General features: G+C 46.0%; 22 protein-coding genes, 1 tRNA gene and 1 pseudogene. 13 read left to right on the top strand and 11 right to left on the bottom strand.

Annotation, left to right across the window (positions count from 1 at the left end; genetic code table 11):
* Positions 1 to 179 precede the first annotated feature (179 nt).
* The 4 genes from QUB44_RS23270 to QUB44_RS23255 form a co-directional block, all read right to left on the bottom strand.
* The gene (locus tag QUB44_RS23270) at positions 180 to 1,253 is read right to left on the bottom strand and encodes a glucose-1-phosphate thymidylyltransferase (RefSeq protein ID WP_333371155.1); all 1,074 of its coding nucleotides are present in this window, start codon (positions 1,251 to 1,253) and stop codon (positions 180 to 182) included.
* Between the two features lie 285 nt (positions 1,254 to 1,538).
* Entirely contained in the window at positions 1,539 to 2,249 is a 711-nt protein-coding gene (locus tag QUB44_RS23265; protein WP_333371153.1) for a M15 family metallopeptidase, read from the bottom strand.
* 184 nt (positions 2,250 to 2,433) lie between these two features.
* Positions 2,434 to 2,595, bottom strand: coding sequence for a DUF433 domain-containing protein (locus tag QUB44_RS23260; protein ID WP_333371151.1), 162 nt, complete (start codon positions 2,593 to 2,595; stop codon positions 2,434 to 2,436).
* 140 nt (positions 2,596 to 2,735) lie between these two features.
* The gene (locus QUB44_RS23255) at positions 2,736 to 3,398 is read right to left on the bottom strand and encodes a class I SAM-dependent methyltransferase (protein ID WP_333371149.1); all 663 of its coding nucleotides are present in this window, start codon (positions 3,396 to 3,398) and stop codon (positions 2,736 to 2,738) included.
* Between the two features lie 9 nt (positions 3,399 to 3,407).
* Here QUB44_RS23255 and QUB44_RS23250 point away from each other — a divergent pair, with 9 nt between their 5' ends.
* Both QUB44_RS23250 and QUB44_RS23245 read left to right on the top strand, forming a co-directional pair.
* On the top strand, positions 3,408 to 3,638 hold the full coding sequence (locus QUB44_RS23250; protein ID WP_333371147.1) for a hypothetical protein: 231 nt from the start codon (positions 3,408 to 3,410) through the stop codon (positions 3,636 to 3,638).
* A gap of 43 nt (positions 3,639 to 3,681) precedes the next feature.
* Positions 3,682 to 3,834, top strand: a complete 153-nt coding sequence (locus tag QUB44_RS23245) for a hypothetical protein (protein ID WP_333371145.1) — start codon at positions 3,682 to 3,684, stop codon at positions 3,832 to 3,834.
* A gap of 342 nt (positions 3,835 to 4,176) precedes the next feature.
* Here QUB44_RS23245 and QUB44_RS23240 read toward each other — a convergent pair whose 3' ends face one another.
* Positions 4,177 to 5,694 carry a hypothetical protein gene (locus QUB44_RS23240; protein ID WP_333371143.1) on the bottom strand — a complete coding sequence of 506 codons (1,518 nt, stop codon included), beginning with the start codon at positions 5,692 to 5,694 and terminating at the stop codon, positions 4,177 to 4,179.
* Positions 5,695 to 5,860: 166 nt separating this feature from the next.
* Positions 5,861 to 6,238: a DUF433 domain-containing protein gene (locus QUB44_RS23235; RefSeq protein WP_333371141.1), complete on the bottom strand. Its 378-nt coding sequence runs from the start codon at positions 6,236 to 6,238 to the stop codon at positions 5,861 to 5,863.
* 248 nt (positions 6,239 to 6,486) lie between these two features.
* On the opposite strand from QUB44_RS23235, the gene rpmH reads away from it, so the two are divergent.
* The 10 genes from rpmH (at position 6,487) to QUB44_RS23185 (ending at position 14,855) form a co-directional block, all read left to right on the top strand.
* Positions 6,487 to 6,624: a 50S ribosomal protein L34 gene (gene rpmH / locus QUB44_RS23230; RefSeq protein WP_006632320.1), complete on the top strand. Its 138-nt coding sequence runs from the start codon at positions 6,487 to 6,489 to the stop codon at positions 6,622 to 6,624.
* 41 nt (positions 6,625 to 6,665) lie between these two features.
* Complete coding sequence (rnpA, locus tag QUB44_RS23225; RefSeq protein WP_333371138.1) at positions 6,666 to 7,070, top strand: ribonuclease P protein component; 405 nt, start codon at positions 6,666 to 6,668, stop codon at positions 7,068 to 7,070.
* Positions 7,042 to 7,434 (top strand): PH domain-containing protein, encoded by a 393-nt coding sequence (locus QUB44_RS23220; protein ID WP_333106065.1) that lies wholly within the window; start codon positions 7,042 to 7,044, stop codon positions 7,432 to 7,434. The genes rnpA and QUB44_RS23220 overlap by 29 nt, the downstream gene beginning before the upstream one ends.
* 203 nt (positions 7,435 to 7,637) lie before the next feature.
* Entirely contained in the window at positions 7,638 to 8,786 is a 1,149-nt protein-coding gene (gene yidC / locus QUB44_RS23215) for a membrane protein insertase YidC (protein WP_333371136.1), read from the top strand.
* 11 nt (positions 8,787 to 8,797) lie between these two features.
* Complete coding sequence (locus QUB44_RS23210; RefSeq protein WP_333039170.1) at positions 8,798 to 9,271, top strand: R3H domain-containing nucleic acid-binding protein; 474 nt, start codon at positions 8,798 to 8,800, stop codon at positions 9,269 to 9,271.
* A gap of 97 nt (positions 9,272 to 9,368) precedes the next feature.
* On the top strand, positions 9,369 to 9,881 hold the full coding sequence (locus tag QUB44_RS23205; protein WP_333371134.1) for a YceD family protein: 513 nt from the start codon (positions 9,369 to 9,371) through the stop codon (positions 9,879 to 9,881).
* 108 nt (positions 9,882 to 9,989) lie between these two features.
* Positions 9,990 to 11,498 carry an AAA family ATPase gene (locus QUB44_RS23200; protein WP_333371132.1) on the top strand — a complete coding sequence of 503 codons (1,509 nt, stop codon included), beginning with the start codon at positions 9,990 to 9,992 and terminating at the stop codon, positions 11,496 to 11,498.
* Positions 11,499 to 11,645: 147 nt separating this feature from the next.
* Positions 11,646 to 12,107 carry an SH3 domain-containing protein gene (locus QUB44_RS23195; RefSeq protein WP_333371130.1) on the top strand — a complete coding sequence of 154 codons (462 nt, stop codon included), beginning with the start codon at positions 11,646 to 11,648 and terminating at the stop codon, positions 12,105 to 12,107.
* Between the two features lie 463 nt (positions 12,108 to 12,570).
* Entirely contained in the window at positions 12,571 to 12,747 is a 177-nt protein-coding gene (locus QUB44_RS23190; protein WP_006632312.1) for a hypothetical protein, read from the top strand.
* A gap of 530 nt (positions 12,748 to 13,277) precedes the next feature.
* On the top strand, positions 13,278 to 14,855 hold the full coding sequence (locus tag QUB44_RS23185; protein ID WP_333371128.1) for a peptidoglycan-binding protein: 1,578 nt from the start codon (positions 13,278 to 13,280) through the stop codon (positions 14,853 to 14,855).
* A gap of 177 nt (positions 14,856 to 15,032) precedes the next feature.
* On the opposite strand, the gene QUB44_RS23180 is transcribed toward QUB44_RS23185, so the two are convergent.
* From QUB44_RS23180 to lipA, 3 genes and pseudogenes are all read right to left on the bottom strand, one after another.
* Entirely contained in the window at positions 15,033 to 15,560 is a 528-nt protein-coding gene (locus tag QUB44_RS23180; protein ID WP_190742311.1) for a transcriptional repressor, read from the bottom strand.
* Positions 15,561 to 15,993: 433 nt separating this feature from the next.
* Entirely contained in the window at positions 15,994 to 17,259 is a 1,266-nt protein-coding gene (sigC, locus tag QUB44_RS23175) for an RNA polymerase sigma factor SigC (protein ID WP_333210576.1), read from the bottom strand.
* An 807-nt stretch (positions 17,260 to 18,066) separates the two neighbouring features.
* Positions 18,067 to 18,942 (bottom strand): annotated as a pseudogene (gene lipA / locus QUB44_RS23170) (lipoyl synthase); the annotation flags it as partial.
* 102 nt (positions 18,943 to 19,044) lie between these two features.
* Between lipA and QUB44_RS23165 the strand changes: the two are divergent.
* Positions 19,045 to 19,118: transfer RNA gene (locus QUB44_RS23165), tRNA-Pro, on the top strand.
* A 78-nt stretch (positions 19,119 to 19,196) separates the two neighbouring features.
* On the opposite strand, the gene QUB44_RS23160 is transcribed toward QUB44_RS23165, so the two are convergent.
* Both QUB44_RS23160 and QUB44_RS23155 read right to left on the bottom strand, forming a co-directional pair.
* Positions 19,197 to 19,481 carry a flagellar alpha dynein gene (locus QUB44_RS23160; RefSeq protein WP_333371125.1) on the bottom strand — a complete coding sequence of 95 codons (285 nt, stop codon included), beginning with the start codon at positions 19,479 to 19,481 and terminating at the stop codon, positions 19,197 to 19,199.
* Positions 19,482 to 19,513: 32 nt separating this feature from the next.
* Positions 19,514 to 19,807: a hypothetical protein gene (locus QUB44_RS23155; protein ID WP_333371123.1), complete on the bottom strand. Its 294-nt coding sequence runs from the start codon at positions 19,805 to 19,807 to the stop codon at positions 19,514 to 19,516.
* Positions 19,808 to 20,007 lie beyond the last annotated feature (200 nt).

Genomic DNA, 20,007 nt, shown 5'->3' with positions numbered 1-20,007 from the left:
CTTAGTATGACTTATTATGCAACAAGCATCTTGGCTGCTTGAATAATAATTGTAACTAATTGTGGAACAGGCATCTTGGCTGTTCAAGGGCGGGCAGGATGCCCAACCCTACTCCCCACAAGAAAATTCATCTCTTGTTAAATCAGGATTATTGCTTCGGATATTGGCAATATCTCAATTTAAGCTAACTCAATTTGACTGTCATCACCAATCAGAAACCGCAGAGCTTTTGGACGAGCTGGCGCAATAGTCAGTTGAGCTCGCTGCCCGATTACGCTGTCAACAATTCGCTGGTGAATGCCAACTATTTTCGCCCCTTGCAATATTACACTGTGTTCGATATCAGCATCAATCATCGTCACGCGATCGGCAATACTGCTGTAAGGCCCGATAAAGCAATTTTCAATGCGGCAATTTTCCCCAATTACCACCGGCCCCCGAACTGTAGAATTAATGATTTCCGTTCCTTCGCCTATTTGGACTCGTCCGATAATTTGACTTTTTGCGTCTACTTTTAATTCAGTTGAAGCTACGATACAGCTATCTAAAATGATTTGGTTTGCACTCAGCAAATCGTCTTTTTTCCCCGTATCCAGCCACCAACCCTCTAAATTGCAGGCTTCTACGTGTTTTTCCTTATTGATGAGTTGTTGAATGGCATCGGTAATTTCGAGTTCGCCCCGGGGCGAAGGTTGAATTTGATCGATCGCCTCGTGAATAGTAGCAGCAAAAAAGTAAATCCCCACCAGTGCTAAATTCGATGGCGGAACTTGTGGTTTTTCTACTAACTGCAAAACTCGCCCGTTATCATCAACTTTTGCAACACCGAAAGCAGAGGGATTGGGAACTGGACGCAGCAAAATCAGAGCGTCTAGTTTCTGCTTGTTAAAAATCTCTAAAAACGGATCTAACTGATTCTGGATTAAGTTATCTCCTAAATACATAATAAACGGAGAATCGCCCAAAAATGGTCGGGCAACTTTCACCGCGTGAGCGAGTCCCGCTGGCTCTGCTTGCAAGATATAAGTAATTTTTGCACCGAAGCGAGATCCATCTCCTGTTTTCGTCTTCACCTCTTCACCGGTTTCGGGACTAATAATAATCCCAATATCCGTAATCCCAGCCGCCACAATTCCTTCAATTCCGTACCACAGTATCGGCTTATTTGCTACAGGAACCAACTGCTTAGCACCCGTATAGGTGAGGGGACGCAAGCGTGTTCCTTTGCCGCCAGAGAGGATGAGTGCTTTCATTGGGTGAACTCTGAGTTATCCTTTAGGGTTTGCAGTGCTTGCTTGATTTGCCTGCACTTGTTCGCTCTCGTTGATTTTAAACCACCGCTACCCCGCTGGCAATAGTTGCCGTGTCTTCTGATACAAATTATTTATGCCGATCGAGCTTTTATAGTCCTAGACGCATAGACTGTCAGGAACCAGGTTTCTTGCCGAAGAAAGCACCTAAAAGCTGAGATTTTTTATCAATAAACCCGGTTTCTCAAGGTTGCGAGTGCGGCAGTACAGATTTAATTGCGTACCGTTTTAATAGCGCCCGTATCGGGCAATCAATTGATTACCACTATTGTTTTGATTTGTCAACCAAGCCCACATCTGATCGCCCTGACAAAAATGCCACCATTCGTTAGGATGCTGCTGAAAACCCGCATTTATCATCGCATTTTTCAAGATTTGCCTGTGACGGTGATATTGCTGTTCTTGTGGGTGATTGCTGTTAGCAAAATAATCTGGATAAGAACGTTCTGATATTTCATCAATCGGAGAACCCATATTAATTGGCAGATTATTTTCATCCACTAAATTTATATCTAAAGCTGCACCTGTACTGTGAGGGGGAGGCGTCGCGCGATCGAGGCTCGGTACTGCCCAAAATTGATATACGTGTTCTATAATCACTTGGCGTTTCTCTTCGGAAACTGGAAATTCGCAGCCTTGAGCTAGGGCAATTTGATTAAAAGTATAATCTACCATAAATTGCTGGACTTCCACCGGGCGATAAGCGTCAAATATCAGAATTTTCCAATTTTGATAATTTTGCTGTAGCTGGGCTTGAGCGGCGATTAAACTATCTACAACTCCTTGCCGCAAATAGTAAGGCGAATCTGCTTTGCTATTGTGATAGGGAGCACCCAACTTTTGATAAGGGTGTGGCATTTCAAAAACAAAATGTTCTGGTGGAATAGGGACTAAAGGTTCGCCAGATTCGTTAATAGATATTTGGTGATATGGTTTCATATCAAGGTGTTACCCTAGTTTATTATTACTGATGAACTACAATACTCGGTATATGCTTTTCACTTGAGTCAGCCGCGCGGCCAATAGCAAAGCAGCTATAGCAAAACCATTTGATTTGTAAACAATGGATTCAATCATCACAAACGTTTCAGGTGGTTCTACATTCACGACTCAAATAGACTTGCTATAGAATATCCTCATGTTCTAAATCGTCATAGTCATCTATAATTTCTTTAGCATTCATACCAGAACTGAGTAATTCAAGAATCCACTCTACTGGATATCGGAGACCGCGAATACAGGGTTTTCCGTGGCAGATATTTGGATCGAGTGTGAGGCGCTGCAAAAGCTGGTTTTCCATATTTTAGGAGCAAATATTAAATATATCCTAACCTAAAGAGCGTAGCTTCCGATCATTTTGTAGTAAGGACTTTAGTGCTTTCAATCTCCACCTAAAGTCCTAAAGTCCTTACTGCCAAAAAAATTCTAACTTTGGCGGTAAGCAACTACCGCATAAAATGGATCGCCGCTTCCTATTCGCAGCATTTGCATAAAACTCGGCAAGTTAGCCTTGCGAACAATTACTTCCGGCTTGCTAAACCCGGGTATGTTCGCTCCTTTGACGGAATCAAAGTAACCCTTGACTAATTCTACCCGATCGCCCTCCGATCCTTCCCGCCAAGCCGCGATCGCCTTTTGATAAAACATCCGGTTGGAAAAGCTCATAATTGCTACTCCACCAGGCTTCAAAATCCGGTGAATCTCCGCAAAAATCGCATCCGGGTGCTGCAAATACTGTACCGAAACACAGTTGACAACTGCGTCAAACTCTGCATCCGGCAGCGGCAGTTTAGGATTTGCGTTCAAATTCTGCACGAAATAATGATTCAGTCTGCGATTCTTTGCCAACTCGTCTTCATTCATGCCGTGCCCTTCCACATGGGCAAATTGCATCTCGTCAGGCAAGTGAGAAACCCAACTGCTCATCATATCAAAAATCCGAGTATTCGGTTTCAGCCGTTCCCGATATAAATCGGTGAGTTGCTGAATGAATCCATCGTCTACGTGAGTCACAAACCGGGGAGCGGAATAGAACAAATTGTCGTCGGTGTCGTCTAACTTGGTGCGTTGGTCGGGTGGAAGCAACATAAATTCTGATTGCAAACTAGATTTACTCTTTCTAGTTTAAGAACAATAAGAATTGTTAACATATCCGGCAGAGGGCGGATTCCCGGTTTTAGCGTAGCAGTCGATCGCCAAAAAACCGACTTGCACCCTTTGGGCTTGTGGCAAGAAGACGGTTTGCCGACTTCAGCATTGGCGACAGAGAAACTGCAAGAGGTAGGCGGGACGGTGAGACGCGCGATCGCATGGAAGAAACAGGCCTAGTCCGCCGCCAGAGAGAGACGCGCGATCGGCGCATTTGGCGCATTTGGCTGACAGACTCCGGCATACAACAGAGCGGGAAAGACAACGCACAGAGCAAGAGCGACTGGCGAAGGAGCAAGTCCAGCAACGTGTAGAACGCTTAGAGGAAATGCTGCGATCGCAAGGTATCGATCCCGATCGATTACTGGATGTATAGGATGGTAGCTCTTGTAGAGAGGGGTGAAAACTCCAATGTGCGAGAAATTGGGTAATAAATTGAGTTTTCAGTCGGGAATTCGAGCAATAATCTATCTGTGGCGATCGCACCTGAGCCCAAGCAACATTTAGGCAGAATTTCACGAGCTAATTGCTGCGATCGATCTGTGCTCTGTCCTGTCCCTACTCAGAAACGAAGTGAGATAACGTTCCCAATCACCCGCCGCAGATATCCTCGAACCTCCACGAGATAACCTTCCGACGCTCGGTGTGCATTGGGGCTCTTATGTGGCGAGCCCTGCGAGCAATGCTGTTTATCACCTTTTCTATTTCCTGGACGGCTTTATTCAGGAAGGCCAAGACGCTGATAAAGCTCTTCCTGCTTATCATACAAAAAAGAATCAGCAAAACTTTTGTTAGTTTGAGATATTAAATTTTCATGAACATCATTGAATGATTTATTTCGTAATTCATCTAAAACCTGAGACAAGTTAAAACCAGCAGCAATATGAGGTTGTAGAGCTTCTAGCTCATCAATCGAAAGTATTTGCCAGTCAAGTCCAGTTACTCCTTCGGCAGTTAATAGGGTATTTATATACTCTCGAAAAAATTCGCTATTAATCAGAAATAGTGGTTCTAGTGAAACAAGAATTGGCTTAAACGTACTACAGTGGTGAAACTTCTGAAGCTCAGAAATTTTAGCCTGACAAGCAGATATGAAACTAGCAAGTTGCTTTAAGCCTTTCTTTACTTGCGCTAGACTACTCTTGACTGAATCTTCACTGGCTATTGCTTGTGCAGCTCTAGAAAAACGAGTTGCTTTACATTCAAATAAAAGCACTGTTGAACCATCAACTATAATCCAATCTGGAGCTTTCCCTTTTTCAGCCGGATAGAAGTTTCGGATGTCTGACTCTGATAATAGCTGCTCCGACAACAAACATTTTTCCAATACAAGACCTACATACCGTTCAAAAACAAAGCCGAAATATTCAGAAAATTCAGTACCATAGGTATTAAACATTTGATAAAAAATTCCACTTGAAATTCTTGAAGCGACTAACTCAGGTACAGGCGCATGAATAAAATCCTTGTCCGGAGTATAAAATTGCTTGTTTTGGCAAGGTCTAATAATTGGATACGAAAACAGAGGATTAAAATCATACATTCGGAAACGCCTATCTCGATTTTTTCGCTTCTCATATAGTTGAACCAATTTCGACTTATCTGCTATCAGTTGATTGAGGACTGCTCTGAGAGATTGGTCGCTTACATTAATTCCCTGTTTCCGCATCTTCTTGAAGTAATTTTGGCTGACGCTAAAATTTCCACTACATGCAGAATAGATTACAAAACCTATGGTTATAAAATCGATAACCGAAACTCCAGTGATAGCCTGAAATTTACTGTTAAAATCAAATTCAGGAATACCTGGAAGGTTTTTTAATTGTTGTGGAATTTCATGGAACAATAACGCTGGGCGTGAGAATTCACTAAAAAGACCAGGTTTAAAAGGGAATTGACTACTAACAATTCTTAACAGCAGAAAGACGGGATTTTCATCAATGAATTTATCATGCAAATCCTTGTCAAAAGTTATAGGATCAGCCAAGTAGTATTCATTAGAAATATTGACTATATTACGAATATCATAATTTTTTCTTAGTTGAGATGTTTTACTGGGAGGACAAAATCTAATTGCAAATAAAGCGACCCCTCCTATCATAAAAGGTTCCAGTTCAGGAGAGCTTTTTTTAAGTAGATACAGTGAATGCAGGACATCTCCCAGTTTTAGGTTTCCCAAAACTGATTGTATTGTTGATTCTAAATTTTCTAGTTCAGCTAGAGAATTAATATCCATAATTTACTTTCCTAATAAAGAGCGGTATGAAATATCCACAAAGTCACTTAGCTGTTTCCTCGACCTCAACTTTATTAGTGGCTTCTGCCTCATCTAATCGAACGTAATATTCTGCCATTTGTGCATTAGAGAGCTTGCCGATTCAAATTGTAGTCAGGCAGAATCATCATTGCTTTGTGGCTTCCCGCTGCGCTCTTCGTTCCTGAAGTTTGACTCGCATAGCTTCATATTCAGAGCGAGGAGGAGTTGCCGCGATGCGAGCAAAGCGTTCGCGGTTGCGCTCTTCCCAGTATTGCCGGGTTTCTTCGGCTGATTTCAAAACTTCTTGGTACTCAGCTTCTACATCTGTCTGGTGCGCCTCAATGTAGGAGAGGGCAGCGCGTAACTGCTCATCCGTAAGGTTAAATACGTCACGAATGAATTTAGGGGGATACTGGACTTTGAGATGATCTATTACATCATAAAGGGTTATGCGTGTCCCCGCGATCGTAAGCCCCCTTTCTGTGCGGACGACCGTCACTTTTCCATTAGGTTGTGGAGTCATAGCCCTAATCCTCCAAAAACTACATCCATAGTACCTTTTTCTGGGAATTAACCACAGGCTAAGAAACCCGCTTTCTTGGATAATCTTAATTGGGATACGAAATATCTCGAAAGAAAGCGGGTTTCTGGAAATTACCCACAAACTAATATCATGAATTTAAAATTATTTGCCAACAAAACAACTCTATGGTATACTAGAAGATTGTGAATATTAATCAAAAGTAAAGTAACAAGCCGGGAGAAATCAAAATGACACAGCAAACCCTGCACGGAACCAGCCGCAAAAGAAAAAGAACATCCGGTTTTCGCGCCAGAATGCGTACCGCAACCGGTCGATTGGTAATCAAAGCTCGCCGCAGCAAAGGTCGCCACCGCCTCGCAGTCTAGCACTGCATCAAGGTTGAGAGGCCTCAACGATCGCAGCCACCATGTTGCCCGAGACAAACCGACTCAAGCACCGAAAAGACTTCAGCGCCGTTTACCGCAAGGGAATGCGCCGCAACTCCGCTCATTTCAGCTTAAGAGCTCTGCGTAAACACAAAAGCGTCGAATTAAGCAAACCGACAGCCGAAAAATCCTTGCAGCCAACTCGCACAGGCATTTCTATCAGTCTGAAGGTTAGCAAACGCGCTGTAGTCCGCAACCGGATTAAGCGTCAGATTCGGGCAGCTTTGCGACAGCTATTGCCCCGATTAAAATTAGGGTGGGATTTAGTAATTGTCGTGCGTCCGATCGCACAAGAGTGCAATTATGCAGAAATTCTGCAAGAATTAGAGCAGTTGTTGGTAGAAGCCGAGGTACTAGATGGGAATTCGAGAGGAAGTATATTATGAAGGCGGCCCCGCGCCCGGAGACTTGATCCTCAATTTACTCTTGGGGCTGACTGTGGTGGGAATACCCCTCGCAGTAGGAGCAATTGTCCGGGCTCTGTGGCTGCGGTATCGGATCACGAGCCGCCGAGTGTCCGTAACTAGCGGTTGGATGGGGGGCGAGCAGACAGACGTTATCTACTCAGATATAGTCAAAATCGTCACAGTACCTCGCGGTTTCGGGACTTACGGAGACATGGTGCTCACCATGAAAAATGGCAGCCGCTTGGAACTCAGAGCTATGCCGAAATTTCGAGCAATGTATGACTACATTAACGAAAAACTGCCCATAGCCGCTCAAAAAGCAAACGCGGCCCAAGCTAAATAACCGAACCGCTTTGCCATCAAATCAGGGTAAAGTGAGTGCGAGTATTGCCAAACTCATTAAAACAAACCCGCAGACCGGGCGGTCGATCGACGGGCAATGTCCTAAGATAGAGACAAAACCCTAAAAATTGAGGCGGCTCGCGTTAAGCGGGTAAAAATAGTTCTCAACAGCAAACATAGAGCACCTAAATTAACTCAAAGCGAATGGATTTCGGTATCTCGTTTCTCTCCAACAACCTCATGCTTCCGATCCTAGATTTTTTCTACGGGATCGTGCCAAGCTACGGTTTAGCGATCGTAGCTCTGACGCTCGTGATTCGCTTTGCTCTTTATCCTCTCAACGCAGGCTCTCTTCGCAATATGCGGCGCATGAAAGTAGCGCAGCCATTGATGAAAGAGCGAGTAGATCAAATTCAAAAACTCTATAAAGACAATCCTGCAAAACAGCAGGAGGAAATGAGCAAAGTATACAAAGAATTTGGTAATCCTCTAGCAGGATGCTTCCCCTTGGTGCTGCAAATGCCAGTGCTGTTTGCACTGTTTGCAACGCTCCGGGGTTCGCCGTTTTCTGACATAAATTACAGCGTCAACGTTCAAGTTTTGCCGAAAGAACAAATAGAATCTGTTCAACCGCAAGCTTTTGCTACACCGCCACAAAATATTTACGTCACAGGTACTTTTCATGCTCCTGTTGTGGGCGTAATTCCAGGCGGCGACAAACTCGCAGTCGGCGACACAACCAAGATTAATTTTCAAACCCCAGAGGGCAAACCTCTCAAAGTTTTAGCGGGAGAAAATAAGAGCGAAATCGACTTTGAACCCGGCTGGAAAGTCATCAAAGGCGAAGATCTGATCAAGGTAGATGAACAGGGAAACATCACGGCCTTAGCGCCCGGTGAAGCCACAGTTCAAGGCACAATCCCTGGATTGGCTAGTAACAAAGGATTCCTGTTTATTGAAGCTCTAGGCCGCGTTGGCGCGATCGACTCAGACGGTACAATCCACTGGGATATTTTGGTAATGATCCTGGGCTTCGGCATCAGTTTGTACATCAACCAAACCCTTTCAGGACAAGCACAAGGGCCAAACGACAACCCCCAGCAGGCTACAGTTAACAAACTGACGCCAGTCATATTTTCAGGGATGTTTTTGTTCTTCCCGCTGCCCGCCGGCGTGTTGATGTATATGCTGATTGCTAACATCTTCCAAACAGTTCAATCGTTTATTTTGTCGCGAGAACCGCTGCCCGAAAACCTCCAAAAAATAGTGGACGAAGCAGAGGCGAAAACCCAAAAAGAACAAGGATTAGATGCACTTCCCTTTGAGCCCAAGCGTTCTAAGAAAAAGGCTTGATTTTAACAACAATGAAAGACTCTCAAATGCAGCGCGGACAGGCATGGTTAGAAGAATTGCTACAACTGTCCGCAATTCCTTCAAAAGTGGTATGCGAACAACAAAAAGATTGCTATTGGATGACAATAGATGAAAGCAATCTGACTCCAGAACAAGTTGCAATCTTAGTCGGGCCAAACGGTAATGTAATAGATGCCATTCAGTACCTCTGTAACACGGTTCAGAATATAGGTCAGGAAGTAGAGGAGTCAATTCCTTATACAGTTGAACTAAATGGCTATCGCATCCGCCGCCAAGAGGAATTGCGATCGATGGCAGAGTACGCAGCAGATCAAGCGCGCTCGACAGGAGTTGAAGTTGAAATAAAATCGCTGTCTTCGGCAGAACGCCGTCAAGTCCACAGCTTTTTGAGCGAATGTGAGGATATAGAAACTTACAGTCAAGGACAAGAACCCGATCGGCGTTTGGTAGTGCGACTGCGCTGACGCTAAAGAAGGAAGAAGGAAGAAGGAAGAAGGAAGAAGTTAAAAATTAACTATTCCTTTTGACCTTTGAATTCAAGAAGTAGGAAGGCAAAAGATTATGGAGACAATTTATATCCCTCATCTACTCACAAAAACTGAGCGGAAAGAGGTCATTGATTTTGAACAATTTATCCCCGATTTAGAAACTCTTACTCCGGTGCGAGGGCGACTGCAAGTGACTCACCAAGGGAATTATCTTGAGGTAAAGGCAAAAGCAGAAACAATTGTTACTCTCACCTGCCACAGATGCTTGAAACAATACAATCATCGTTTGGCACTCAACTCATCGGAACTAATCTGGCTCGAAGAAACAGCAAATCAAACAGATTCCAGTTCAGCAGAAATAGAAGTTGCTTTAGAAGATTTGGTGGAAAATTTGTCCCCAGGTGGCTATTTCTCTCCGGGCGATTGGGTGTACGAGCAAATGTGTTTGGAACTGCCGCACAAACAGATATGCGATACTGAATGTCCGGGAATTTCTTTAACTGATGATGCAAATACAGAAAGCACCGAAACAGTCTCAGACAGTCGCTGGGCCTCTCTGGAAGCACTTAAACGGCAATTGCCTTAGTCAGTTGGCAGTGGACAGTTGGCAGTGGGCATTAGCTAATAACAAATAATAAATAACAAATAATAAATAACCACTGACCACTAACAACTAACCACTGACAACTGACTAATGACTATTTTTAGCGACGAGTTTGAACTGCTGCTGCGATCGCGCTACCCCCTAATTTACATTCCCACACGGGAGGAAGAGCGCGTAGAAGCGGCGATCGCCCAAAGTGCCAAAAAACAAGGTTCTCGCGCCGTCTACATCTGGGATTTTGTTGATGGCTACCAAGGCAATCCCAACGATGCTGGTTTTGGCAAGCGCAACCCGCTGCAAGCTTTGGAATTTCTCGAAAAATTGCCCGCCACCGCGCCGGCAATTTTTATTCTGCGCGACTTTCAGCGGTTTTTGGAAGATGTCTCGATTTCCCGCAAGCTGCGGAATTTGGCGAGACTCCTCAAATCAGTGCCCAAAAACATTGTCATTGTATCTCCTCTAATTTCGATCCCGGAAGACCTCAGCGAAGTGATGACAGTTTTGGAGTTTCCCCTGCCTGCGGCGGCGGAAATCAAAAGTGAGGTAGAAAGGCTGTTAGGGGCTACCGGACAAGCCATTGAAGGGCGTTTGCTGGACGAAACAGTCCGCTCCTGTCAAGGCCTGTCGATCGAACGAATCCGCCGAGTTTTGGCAAAGGCGATCGCCACCAGAGGCGAACTCCATCCCGACGACGCGGAACTGATTTTAGAAGAAAAGCGCCAAACAATTCGCCAAACTCAAATTCTGGATTTTTACCCAGCCCGCGAAAATATATCCGATATCGGCGGTTTGGACAATCTCAAAGAATGGCTGCTGCGGCGCGGCGGTGCTTTTTCCGATCGAGCCCGCCAATACGGTTTGCCGCATCCCAGAGGTTTGTTGTTAGTCGGAATTCAAGGAACCGGAAAATCCTTAACTGCAAAGGCGATCGCCCACCACTGGCATTTGCCTTTGCTGCGGTTGGATGTCGGGCGCTTGTTTGCCGGATTAGTCGGAGAATCCGAATCCCGCACCAGGCAAATGATTCAGCTAGCGGAAGCTTTGGCCCCCTGCGTGCTGTGGATTGACGAGATTGACAAAGCTTTTGCGGGATTAGACGGTAAAGGGGATTCCGGGACAACCAGCCGCGTGTTCGGGACTTTTATTACTTGGTTGGCAGAAAAAACTTCGCCGGTGTTTGTAGTCGCAACAGCCAACAACATCCAGTCTTTGCCGCCAGAAATGCTGAGAAAAGGCAGGTTTGACGAAATATTTTTTGTGGGTTTGCCCAGCCAGGAGGAACGGCGGGCGATTTTTGAGGTACATTTGTTGCGGTTGCGATCGCACAGCATCAAAAATTACGATGTAGAGCGCTTGGCTTACGAAACTCCCGATTTTTCAGGGGCCGAAATCGAGCAAACTTTGATTGAAGCAATGCACATTGGGTTTAGCCAAAATCGAGACTTTACCACAGATGATATTTTAGAATCAGCTAGTCAGATGGTGCCCTTAGCCAGAACGGCTCAAGAACAAATCCAGTTTCTCCAAGATTGGGCCGCTGCTGGGAAAGCTCGCCTTGCTTCTAGATACGGCAGTTTGAGCCGCCGGATTCAAGGCTAAGCTTTTGAAGTCAGTAGTCAGTAGTTACTAGCCAGTTGTCAGTTGGCAGTTACCAGATTTTACTCAACATTCAGCAGTCAACACTCAACAGTCAACCTTCTTCCCTCTTCCTTCTTCCTTCTTCCTTCTTCCTTCATTTGCGGTTTTATGAACACTGTATATAGCGTTTTCAAATTTTTAGTGGGTTTTCTGCTCGCGATCGTCCTGATGGCAGGTGCTAGCGTGGCTGCTGCACTTTACTTTGCCGCTAAGCTAACTACTGTGCCCGAAAAACCTGTTTTTTCCAACGACAAAACACCAGCTCAGGTTGCGGGCGCTGCGCCGAAGTCAACAGCCCAGGCTAGCTCTGTTTCTACCTCTAGCGATGCCCCGTCTCCGAAACCGCTGGAACCAGGAGCTTACCGCGCGATGGTGACTCAGCCGATCGGCTTAATTCTCCGCGATACTGGTAGCCGAGACTCGAACCGCATTGGCGGTGTTGGTTACAAGGAAAGAGTCGTAGTTTTGGAAGAGTCGCCCGACAAAGAGTGGCAGCGAATTCGGATTGAGGATGGCAATCGCGAAGGTTGGGTCAAAGGCGGCAATACTGAAAGAATTGAGGGCGAATAAAACTTAGATACTAATTAGACTAGACAACAAATATACTCATCTCATTGTGAGGGCAGCGAAGCAATCGCAGCGTGAAAATTGTTCACCAACGCCGGGTTTTTTCCTGTCTATTGTTGCCACTATCGAGATACACATTTATCACAAAAAGTCAAGTTAAATTTATTTACGATATTTGGGATTGCAGTTTGATGCGCTGACACTGCAGGTGCGATCGCCTCTGCAAAATCCTGAATTGGACATGAAAGCCCAGCAGACAAAAGGTTTCAAGAGCTAAACTTCAACATAAAAACTCGAAAATACATAATCCTAACTTAGGTTATTCAGGAGAGTATGTTAAGAAAATTAGCAAAATTTTAAGGTTAGTTGCAAAACGCAGGCTGTTGTCACCGCCGAACAGGCAAGAGTGGTAGCTTGGATTACAAGATGTAAGTTTTCAGCTTAACAGCTACCAACAATAAAAAATATGTACGACAAACGTCCCGATAGAGATTTGGCGACTGCTGCTGTTACTGCGGCTTTGGGAGCTGGGGTCGTTACCTCTTTTGCGGTTAGCAGAGGGCAAAACCCGCTGGTAGCCATCGCAATTACTGTTTTTGCAGCGGGAGTAGCTGTAATTTGCGATCGGTTCGGCTTAATTTAAGCGATCGTCGATTTTTTACTACAAAGTCAACTTCTAAAGAAATCCCCGCCCGATTTGCAACTAGCAAAAGTGGGGATTTTTAGTCGCTAGTTTTTTGGTTAATCAGCGGTACTTTCCCAGACGCACTCGCCACATGAAGAAGCCGCGTTTTTTAACAAAAAAACTGCTATTTCAGGCTCTTTACCAGATAACCAATTAAGATGATGACAAACTGCGCCCAAGTCTTGTGGTAATTTCTGCGGCAGCCAGATAAAATATTAGCCAGCACTACCCCAGAACTTATTGTCTTTTGGCCTTAAAGGCTAAGACTATGCCTGCAAACTTTTTTGCTGAGTCTCGCGTCTCTAGAAGGAGCAATGCTATCTTGGGTGTTACCTGTAATTATTTTTGACAGTAAATTTTTTATAAACACGGGTGCTTCGCGCTTTCCAAGTAGAACTTAGCGTTGATAGAATCCAAGCCAAGCGTACCAAAAATCATTTTTGGCAGTTTGCTCACACAACCCACCCACAATTTCACACTAAAAAATTATGGAATCTCTTGCTTACCTCGAACTTGCTCTTGTTTGCGAAGCACCCGCAGAGTCGAAAAATTTTGATGCGCCCAAGTGGCAAAACCTATCGAGTCAGGCTTACGTCCGTTTGCTATCTCTGGCTTTGATGCTGTCGGTTTTGAGTGCAGCCGGTTCGGCTTTTGCTCAAATAGATCCGGGATATCCGAATGTGCGAGCGGTTCAAGACAGGTTGCGGGAACTCGGTTATTTTCCCAGATCTTCGACAGGTCAACTCGGCCCGGTTACTCAACAAGCGCTGGCTAACTTTCAGCGAGACTATCAACTGTCGCTGACTGGTAGGCCTGATCGAGCTACTGTGATAGCACTCAACAGTTTTGCCGGGGATGACGATCGGCCTTTTAATACTATTTATACAAATTATCGGGAGCTGCGTTTTGGAAACGCGGGTGCAGATGTTTCTGCTCTCCAGCGCAGGTTGAAGCAGCTAGGCTACTTCAGCGCCCATCCCACAGGGAGTTTTCGCGAAGTTACTCAAAATGCGGTTAGATACTTCCAGCGAATTAATCGACTGCGGGTAACTGGAATTGCCGATAGGCAAACTTTAGCTTTGCTGTTTGGTTCCACCCGGCCTGTTCCCCCCGTTACGCTTCCAGGGAATATTTCGGGAAATGGCGGTTGCAAGGGGCTGCGGTTCGGCGACAGAGGGGCGACGGTAGACTTGATCCAGCGGCAATTAAAAGCTTTGGGCTATTTTGAAGGCGGCGTTGACGGCAAGTTTCGGGAACGCACTCTCTACGCTGTGACTCGTTTTCAGCAAGATTACAATCTCATTTCTGACGGCTGCGCTGACACTGCTACTTTGACTGCTATTGATGCCCAGATGAGGCAAGCTGAAATTACCTCCTGGACTGAGGAAGATGACCAACAGAGTAATGCCGGAGATTTTCTGGAGTTGGGCGACAGAGGCCGACAAGTAGAATTTGTCCAGCGGCGGCTGCAAGAATTGGGTTATTACAGGAGCCAGATTCACGGTTGGTTCGATCGACCAACTCAGGCAGCTTTGATCCGCTTTCAGAGAGATAGCGGGATGTTCGGGACTGGAAGAGTCGATCGCAGCACTCGATCGGCTTTGCGGCAAGGCAACAGGCAGGCTGCAGCGCCTGTGCCGCAAATTGCCGCTGGTCTGCGACGGGGCGATACTGGGCCTGCTGTCCGACAGCTTCAGTCTACGCTCAGAAGTCTGGGCAAAAACCCCGGCCCGGTGAACGGAGTATTTGGAGCCGAGACCGAGTTTGCGGTGCTGTCGTTTCAGCAGGAACGCAATTTGTCACCGGCGACGGGTATTGCCACTCCGGCGACTTTGGCTGCGATCCAAAACGGATTAGCTGGGCGGGTAGCTGTTTCTGCTGTTCCAATTAGCAGCAGTTCCAACTCTCGATCGAGCATTCAGCAATTACAAAGGCGACTGCAAGACCTCGGCTTTTACACAGGCTCGATCAGCGGAGTTTTGGATACTTCGACGAGAGACGCTCTCGATCGAGCTCAGCGCAGTTACGGGATCAGCAGCGACGATTTGTTGAGCCAAACTTTTTAGCCCCACGCTTGCGGACGCTACATCAAAGAAATCGGGTTTCTTGTTTCCGGCTCATTCCTGAAATGATGTATTTTTCCTAAGAAACCCGGTTTCCGCGTAACTGTGATCGCACTTGGGCTACCAAGTTTTGTTAAAAGTTGTAACAAGTCATACTTGAAATGCGAAAATAGTGTAATGTCACTCGATTGAATCCGGGGCGCTGCTGCCGTTGTGGGCGATCGACCTCGGACAAGACCAATTGCTGGAAACCAAAGACGGCCATCCCATCCGCAAAGCTTCGTGACACACCGTATGAATGGTTAGCTGGCAGTCTAGCAGGTGCAACCCAGACTTTTCAGCTTGCTTCATGCCAATTTTCAAAATCGAATCGTTGTTAAATTCGATCGTTCTGTTGCACTGAACGCAGACTAGGTGGTGGTGGTGATGCGGGTAAGGCTGGTTTATTTCATAGTGTTTGTGACCTTCTGCTAGTTCGAGTTCGCGGAGGAGGCTCATCCTTGCCATTAACTTTAAAGTTCGGTAAATGGTGGACAAGCTAATATTTTCTCCGCGATTTTTTAACAAAGTGTACAAATCCTCTGCACTCAGGTGATTGCCTTTGGGGAGGTTCTGAAACACGTGCAAGATGGTTTCCCGTTGGGGAGTCATCCGCCAGCCTTTGTCATTGAGTTCGGATTTGAATGAGGACGCGGTATAAAGTGCCATAGTGACCCTCTCAAGAAAGTCTGCCTATTGACAATAATACACAACGATCGAGATATTTTGCAAATATCACAGCTTATTGAAAAAAGATTGAGGAAAAAATTTGGTTTTTGATATTTTTTGACTTTTAACAAGCTTTATGACTGAAAGCATCCAGGATACAAGCCCCCGGATTCATTCCTTCGGAGACTCAGGACCCAGAAATAAAAAACCTGTATCCGATGAAACTTGCCCCCCGAATTTATCCGTGGGGTCAAGGCTTCAATTCTAAAATCTAAAATCTAAAATCTAAAATCTAAAATCGATTGACTTGCTGCAGAGGACAGAGAAGTGGTTGAGAAGTAAATATTGTTACTTCTGCCGAATGCCTCATGCCTTCTGCACAAGTGCCAAATGCCTTGCTCCCTGATTAATCGCGCTGACTGACCGGCCAAATTTAAGTCAGAGACTCCAGATAGTCGCGGACGCGGTTGCGACGCTTAGGTTGGCGGAGTTTTTGCAAAGCTTTGGCTTCAATTTGACGGACGCGCTCGCGGGACAAGTCGAGGGCGCGACCGATTTCTGCCAGCGAATAGGGGTGTCCGTCACCCAAACCAAAGCGCATCAGAATTACATCTCGCTCGCGGCTGGTCAAATCTGCCAGCAGTTGCTGCAAGTCGCGGTGCAAAGCTTCTCGCATCAGCATTTCTTCTGGGGAGATGCTGTCGGTTTCTAGCAAGTCGCCCAACTCTGTATCTTTTTCGTTGCCCACTTTAGTTTCCAAAGAAACAGAACGGGGTACTCGCAACAAAACTTCTCGGACTTGGGGCGCTGTCATGTCCAACTCGACAGCGATGTCTTCGATCGTAGCTGTCCGACCTTTTTCTTGAGAAATTTTGCGCTGGGCTTTTTTGATTTTGTTAAGTTTTTCGGTGATGTGGACGGGGAGGCGAATGGTGCGGCTTTGAGTGGCGATAGCCCGCGTAATTCCCTGCCGAATCCACCAGTAGGCATAGGTGCTAAACCTATAGCCCCGCGTCGGGTCAAACTTTTCTACAGCTCGCTCCAGTCCCAGAGTACCTTCTTGTATTAAGTCGAGCAATTCTAAACCGCGATTTTGATATTTTTTCGCCACCGAAACCACCAGGCGCAGGTTCGCCTTAATCATGTGGTCTTTAGCTTCGACGCCTTCAGCTTGAATTCTTTCGATCGTCTCGACCGTCATCTCGGCTAACTCGGCCCACTGGCGCTTGCCTTCAGACATAATTCGCTTGAGTTCTGGCACGTCACTGACACCGGCGGTTAATGCCCAGCGTTCCAGGGAAGGTTTATGTCCCAACTGTGCTGCTAACCGATCGCGCACCTCAATTAAATGCACGAAGCGCCCAATTAGCCCTTCTTCCTGGGAGGCGACGGTGTTGCGTAATTCCAGCAATTTGATATAGCGCTGAACTTTTTGAGCTTCCGAGACTTCTTCGTCTCTACCCAAGAGACGAACCCGACCTATTTCTTGGAGGTACAGGCGCACTAAATCTGTAGTGCGACGGCTGGCATTTTTTTGCAATTTGGCTGCTGGGTCTGCATCTTCGGTCTCTGCTGGGTCTTGGTCGAGCAGTTCGTCTCCAGCTTCTTCAGCATCTTCATCCAACACATCACCTTGCAAGGGATTGACTCGCAGTTGTTCGTCGAATTCAGCTTCAGCGTAAAAAGAGGTGGCTGGCATAGTGATTTTCTCAGTGGCTCCGGGTGAAAAGATGCTACGCTTAGCGGTTATTTATAATTAAGATGCCCATTTGGTTAAGACGAAGCATCACCGCTTTGTGTTTCTTTAGTAACTTTTCTGACTTTTCTGCTGTTGTTCGATCGAACTTTTGCTGCCCCACTTGTTTTACCAAGATTCTGGAAAACGCTAAGAACTTTCTGATGTAACAGGTTGAAGGCCCGAAAAGTGTGTTGTACTTCTTTGTTTATGTAGCTAGTATAGATAGTGACTGGCTAGAAACAAGTGACGTTAGTCAGAAGTTAAGTTAATCTTCATCACCAATAACCTGGTTCCCGATCACTTCGGAAAATTAGCCATTTTTTTAATAAAACTTTATATAACTCGGCGCTGTTGATTAAATACGCGGCAGTGAGCGCAGAAGTTTAATCCATTATAGAATATGGGTTTCAGAGTTGCTAGAGTCCCCAGTACCCAGTTATTGGCTGACGCAAAAACCGGGTTTCTTGCTCAAATTTCTGGATTAAAACCTAGAAGTTTGAGCAAGAAACCCGGTTTCTGGATTTCTTTTGGGTAAGTCGCGACTTGGAGGCGACGATTGATCGATAATTGTTTTGCTGTTCGCTGCTGCTTCCCGCTTAACATCACGCCCAGAACACCAGCATCTAAAACCGGGTTTTTTGCCCTTGGCCTGCATATAAAGCGCAAGTTTTTCCTCGCTGTTACCCGGTTGATCGGGTTTTAGTGAGAATGGTGCGATCCTCTTCGAGGGCTTCGCTAACGGGCGCGAGTCAACTCAAATTAAAATTGCTAGCGTGGGTAAAGTTTCATCAGTTCCCTTACCTGTTCGGCGTGATAGGAACTGCGAGTTAAGGGAGAAGCGACAACTTGCAAGAATCCCAAAGATTCGCCAAACTTTCTCCAAGCATCAAACTGTTCTGGAGGCACAAAGTTTTCTACGTTCAAGTGCTTTTGAGTCGGTTGCAGGTACTGTCCAACTGTTAAAATATCGCAGCCGACAGCCCGCAAGTCTTGCATTGCCTCCCGAATTTCGGCGTCTGTTTCTCCCAGTCCCACCATGATGCCGGATTTGGTGTAAACCCCAGGTGCGAGTTCGCGGCTTCGCTGCAATAGTTCCAAGGTGCGATCGTACTTTCCTTGCGGCCGCACCTTGCGGTAAAGTCGCTTTACGGTTTCGGTATTGTGGTTGAGTACCTCTGGCCGGGCTGCGAGAATGATTTCTAAAGCCTGCCAGTTGCCGCACAAGTCGGGAATCAAAACTTCTATAGTTGTATCGGGCATCGCCGATCGCACTGCTTGAATGCACTCGACAAACCGAGACGCGCCCCCATCCGGTAAATCGTCCCGGTTGACAGAGGTAATCACGACATGGTTGAGTTTGAGCCGCTGCACTGCTTGCGCCAATCTTTGGGGTTCCGTGGGATCTAAAGGTTGGGGCTTTTTCTCAAAATCGATGTCGCAGTAAGGACAGGCGCGGGTACAAGCCGGGCCCATAATCAAAAATGTCGCAGTACCTGCGTTGAAGCATTCGCCGATATTCGGACACGACGCCTCCTCGCAAACCGTATTCAGGGATAAATCCCGCAAAATTTCTTTGACGTTGCCGACGCGCTCCCACTGGGGGGCTTTAACTCGCAACCACTGGGGCTTAACTGTCACGTCTGTCTCCGCCTGAGTAGTATTTTACAAATAATTATCAAATAATTATATACGAGCTTGCTCAATTTTGACTTGAGTATGATAGGCTAAAAATATAGTGACTAATTTCGGGATGTAGCGCAGCTTGGTAGCGCACCTCGTTCGGGACGAGGGGGTCGCAGGTTCAAATCCTGTCATCCCGATTGACTTTGACTCTTTACAGGTAACGGGTTTCAGATTTATTACCCTCTAGGATATTCCACTTTCCGCTCATCCTTCGCTCAGTCCGACTCTTTTAAGTAGCTGAGTATCTCCAACAGTGCCTCCATATCAGCCAAGTCTGCCCTCGACTTTTTGCGCCGCGCTTTCAACTGGTTGAGTAAGTCGGCCGGCTCTGGAAATTCTGCGACGGTCGGAGCCAAGTTTTTATTTGCTTCCCGATCGCGCCGCGCTTCCTTGAGTTCTTGCTCCAACATCTGCACCTTCAGTCCCAAATCGCCGTTGCGCTCGTGTAACTGATTGAGTTCTGCATCCCATTCTGCAAGTTGCTTGTTGGCCGCTTTCAATCCCTGCCTGAATGATTCATCGTTGCCATCACTCAGGCACTCAATTTTCCCAAGCGTTCTTCAATCCCTGCTAATTTAGCCGCTAGCAGAGTGTCTAGTTTAGTGTCTAGCAATTTGTCTAGCACTGGTTCGATGTCCGAAATTTCGGACACTTGTGTTTGAGGTTGGGTTGTCGGCGCTGCTATTGCATGGTTGGTCGCTTGCTCCAAAGTTCGCACTACCCAAGCGTTGACGCTCAAACCCTCTGCTGCTGCGACATCTTTAATGGTTTCGAGCAAGTCTCGGCGGCCGTCCAATCTCAAATTAAGCTGGCATCTGTCTGTCATGTCTAGTACCTGTCTAGTTGTTGTTTAGTTAAATGCTAGCATCTGTCTAGCATTATGTCTAGTTAGATGGTAGTAGTTGTCTAGTAGCTGTCTAGTGTTTCTAGAGAATCAGCGTCATTTGTCTAGTAAGTAGTCAGACACAATTAATTACACAAATACATAGTAGAATGATATTTCCGGCAAAATTATGAGTTAATTAC

The organism is Microcoleus sp. AT3-D2, from assembly GCF_036705715.1.
In the GTDB taxonomy this organism is placed as follows: Bacteria; Cyanobacteriota; Cyanobacteriia; order Cyanobacteriales; family Microcoleaceae; genus Microcoleus.
This window is presented reverse-complemented; position numbering and strand designations above follow the sequence as displayed.

Excerpts from the sequence above, each read along its gene's own strand:
- QUB44_RS23270 (WP_333371155.1), bottom strand. The coding sequence starts at position 1,253 with ATGAAAGCACTCATCCTCTCTGGCGGCAAAGGAACACGCTTGCGTCCC.
- QUB44_RS23265 (WP_333371153.1), bottom strand. The coding sequence starts at position 2,249 with ATGAAACCATATCACCAAATATCTATTAACGAATCTGGCGAACCTTTA.
- QUB44_RS23255 (WP_333371149.1), bottom strand. The coding sequence starts at position 3,398 with ATGTTGCTTCCACCCGACCAACGCACCAAGTTAGACGACACCGACGAC.
- QUB44_RS23240 (WP_333371143.1), bottom strand. The coding sequence starts at position 5,694 with ATGGATATTAATTCTCTAGCTGAACTAGAAAATTTAGAATCAACAATA.
- QUB44_RS23235 (WP_333371141.1), bottom strand. The coding sequence starts at position 6,238 with ATGACTCCACAACCTAATGGAAAAGTGACGGTCGTCCGCACAGAAAGG.
- rpmH (WP_006632320.1), top strand. The coding sequence starts at position 6,487 with ATGACACAGCAAACCCTGCACGGAACCAGCCGCAAAAGAAAAAGAACA.
- rnpA (WP_333371138.1), top strand. The coding sequence starts at position 6,666 with ATGTTGCCCGAGACAAACCGACTCAAGCACCGAAAAGACTTCAGCGCC.
- QUB44_RS23220 (WP_333106065.1), top strand. The coding sequence starts at position 7,042 with ATGGGAATTCGAGAGGAAGTATATTATGAAGGCGGCCCCGCGCCCGGA.
- yidC (WP_333371136.1), top strand. The coding sequence starts at position 7,638 with ATGGATTTCGGTATCTCGTTTCTCTCCAACAACCTCATGCTTCCGATC.
- QUB44_RS23210 (WP_333039170.1), top strand. The coding sequence starts at position 8,798 with ATGAAAGACTCTCAAATGCAGCGCGGACAGGCATGGTTAGAAGAATTG.
- QUB44_RS23205 (WP_333371134.1), top strand. The coding sequence starts at position 9,369 with ATGGAGACAATTTATATCCCTCATCTACTCACAAAAACTGAGCGGAAA.
- QUB44_RS23200 (WP_333371132.1), top strand. The coding sequence starts at position 9,990 with ATGACTATTTTTAGCGACGAGTTTGAACTGCTGCTGCGATCGCGCTAC.
- QUB44_RS23195 (WP_333371130.1), top strand. The coding sequence starts at position 11,646 with ATGAACACTGTATATAGCGTTTTCAAATTTTTAGTGGGTTTTCTGCTC.
- QUB44_RS23190 (WP_006632312.1), top strand. The coding sequence starts at position 12,571 with ATGTACGACAAACGTCCCGATAGAGATTTGGCGACTGCTGCTGTTACT.
- QUB44_RS23185 (WP_333371128.1), top strand. The coding sequence starts at position 13,278 with ATGGAATCTCTTGCTTACCTCGAACTTGCTCTTGTTTGCGAAGCACCC.
- QUB44_RS23180 (WP_190742311.1), bottom strand. The coding sequence starts at position 15,560 with ATGGCACTTTATACCGCGTCCTCATTCAAATCCGAACTCAATGACAAA.
- sigC (WP_333210576.1), bottom strand. The coding sequence starts at position 17,259 with ATGCCAGCCACCTCTTTTTACGCTGAAGCTGAATTCGACGAACAACTG.
- QUB44_RS23155 (WP_333371123.1), bottom strand. The coding sequence starts at position 19,807 with ATGACAGACAGATGCCAGCTTAATTTGAGATTGGACGGCCGCCGAGAC.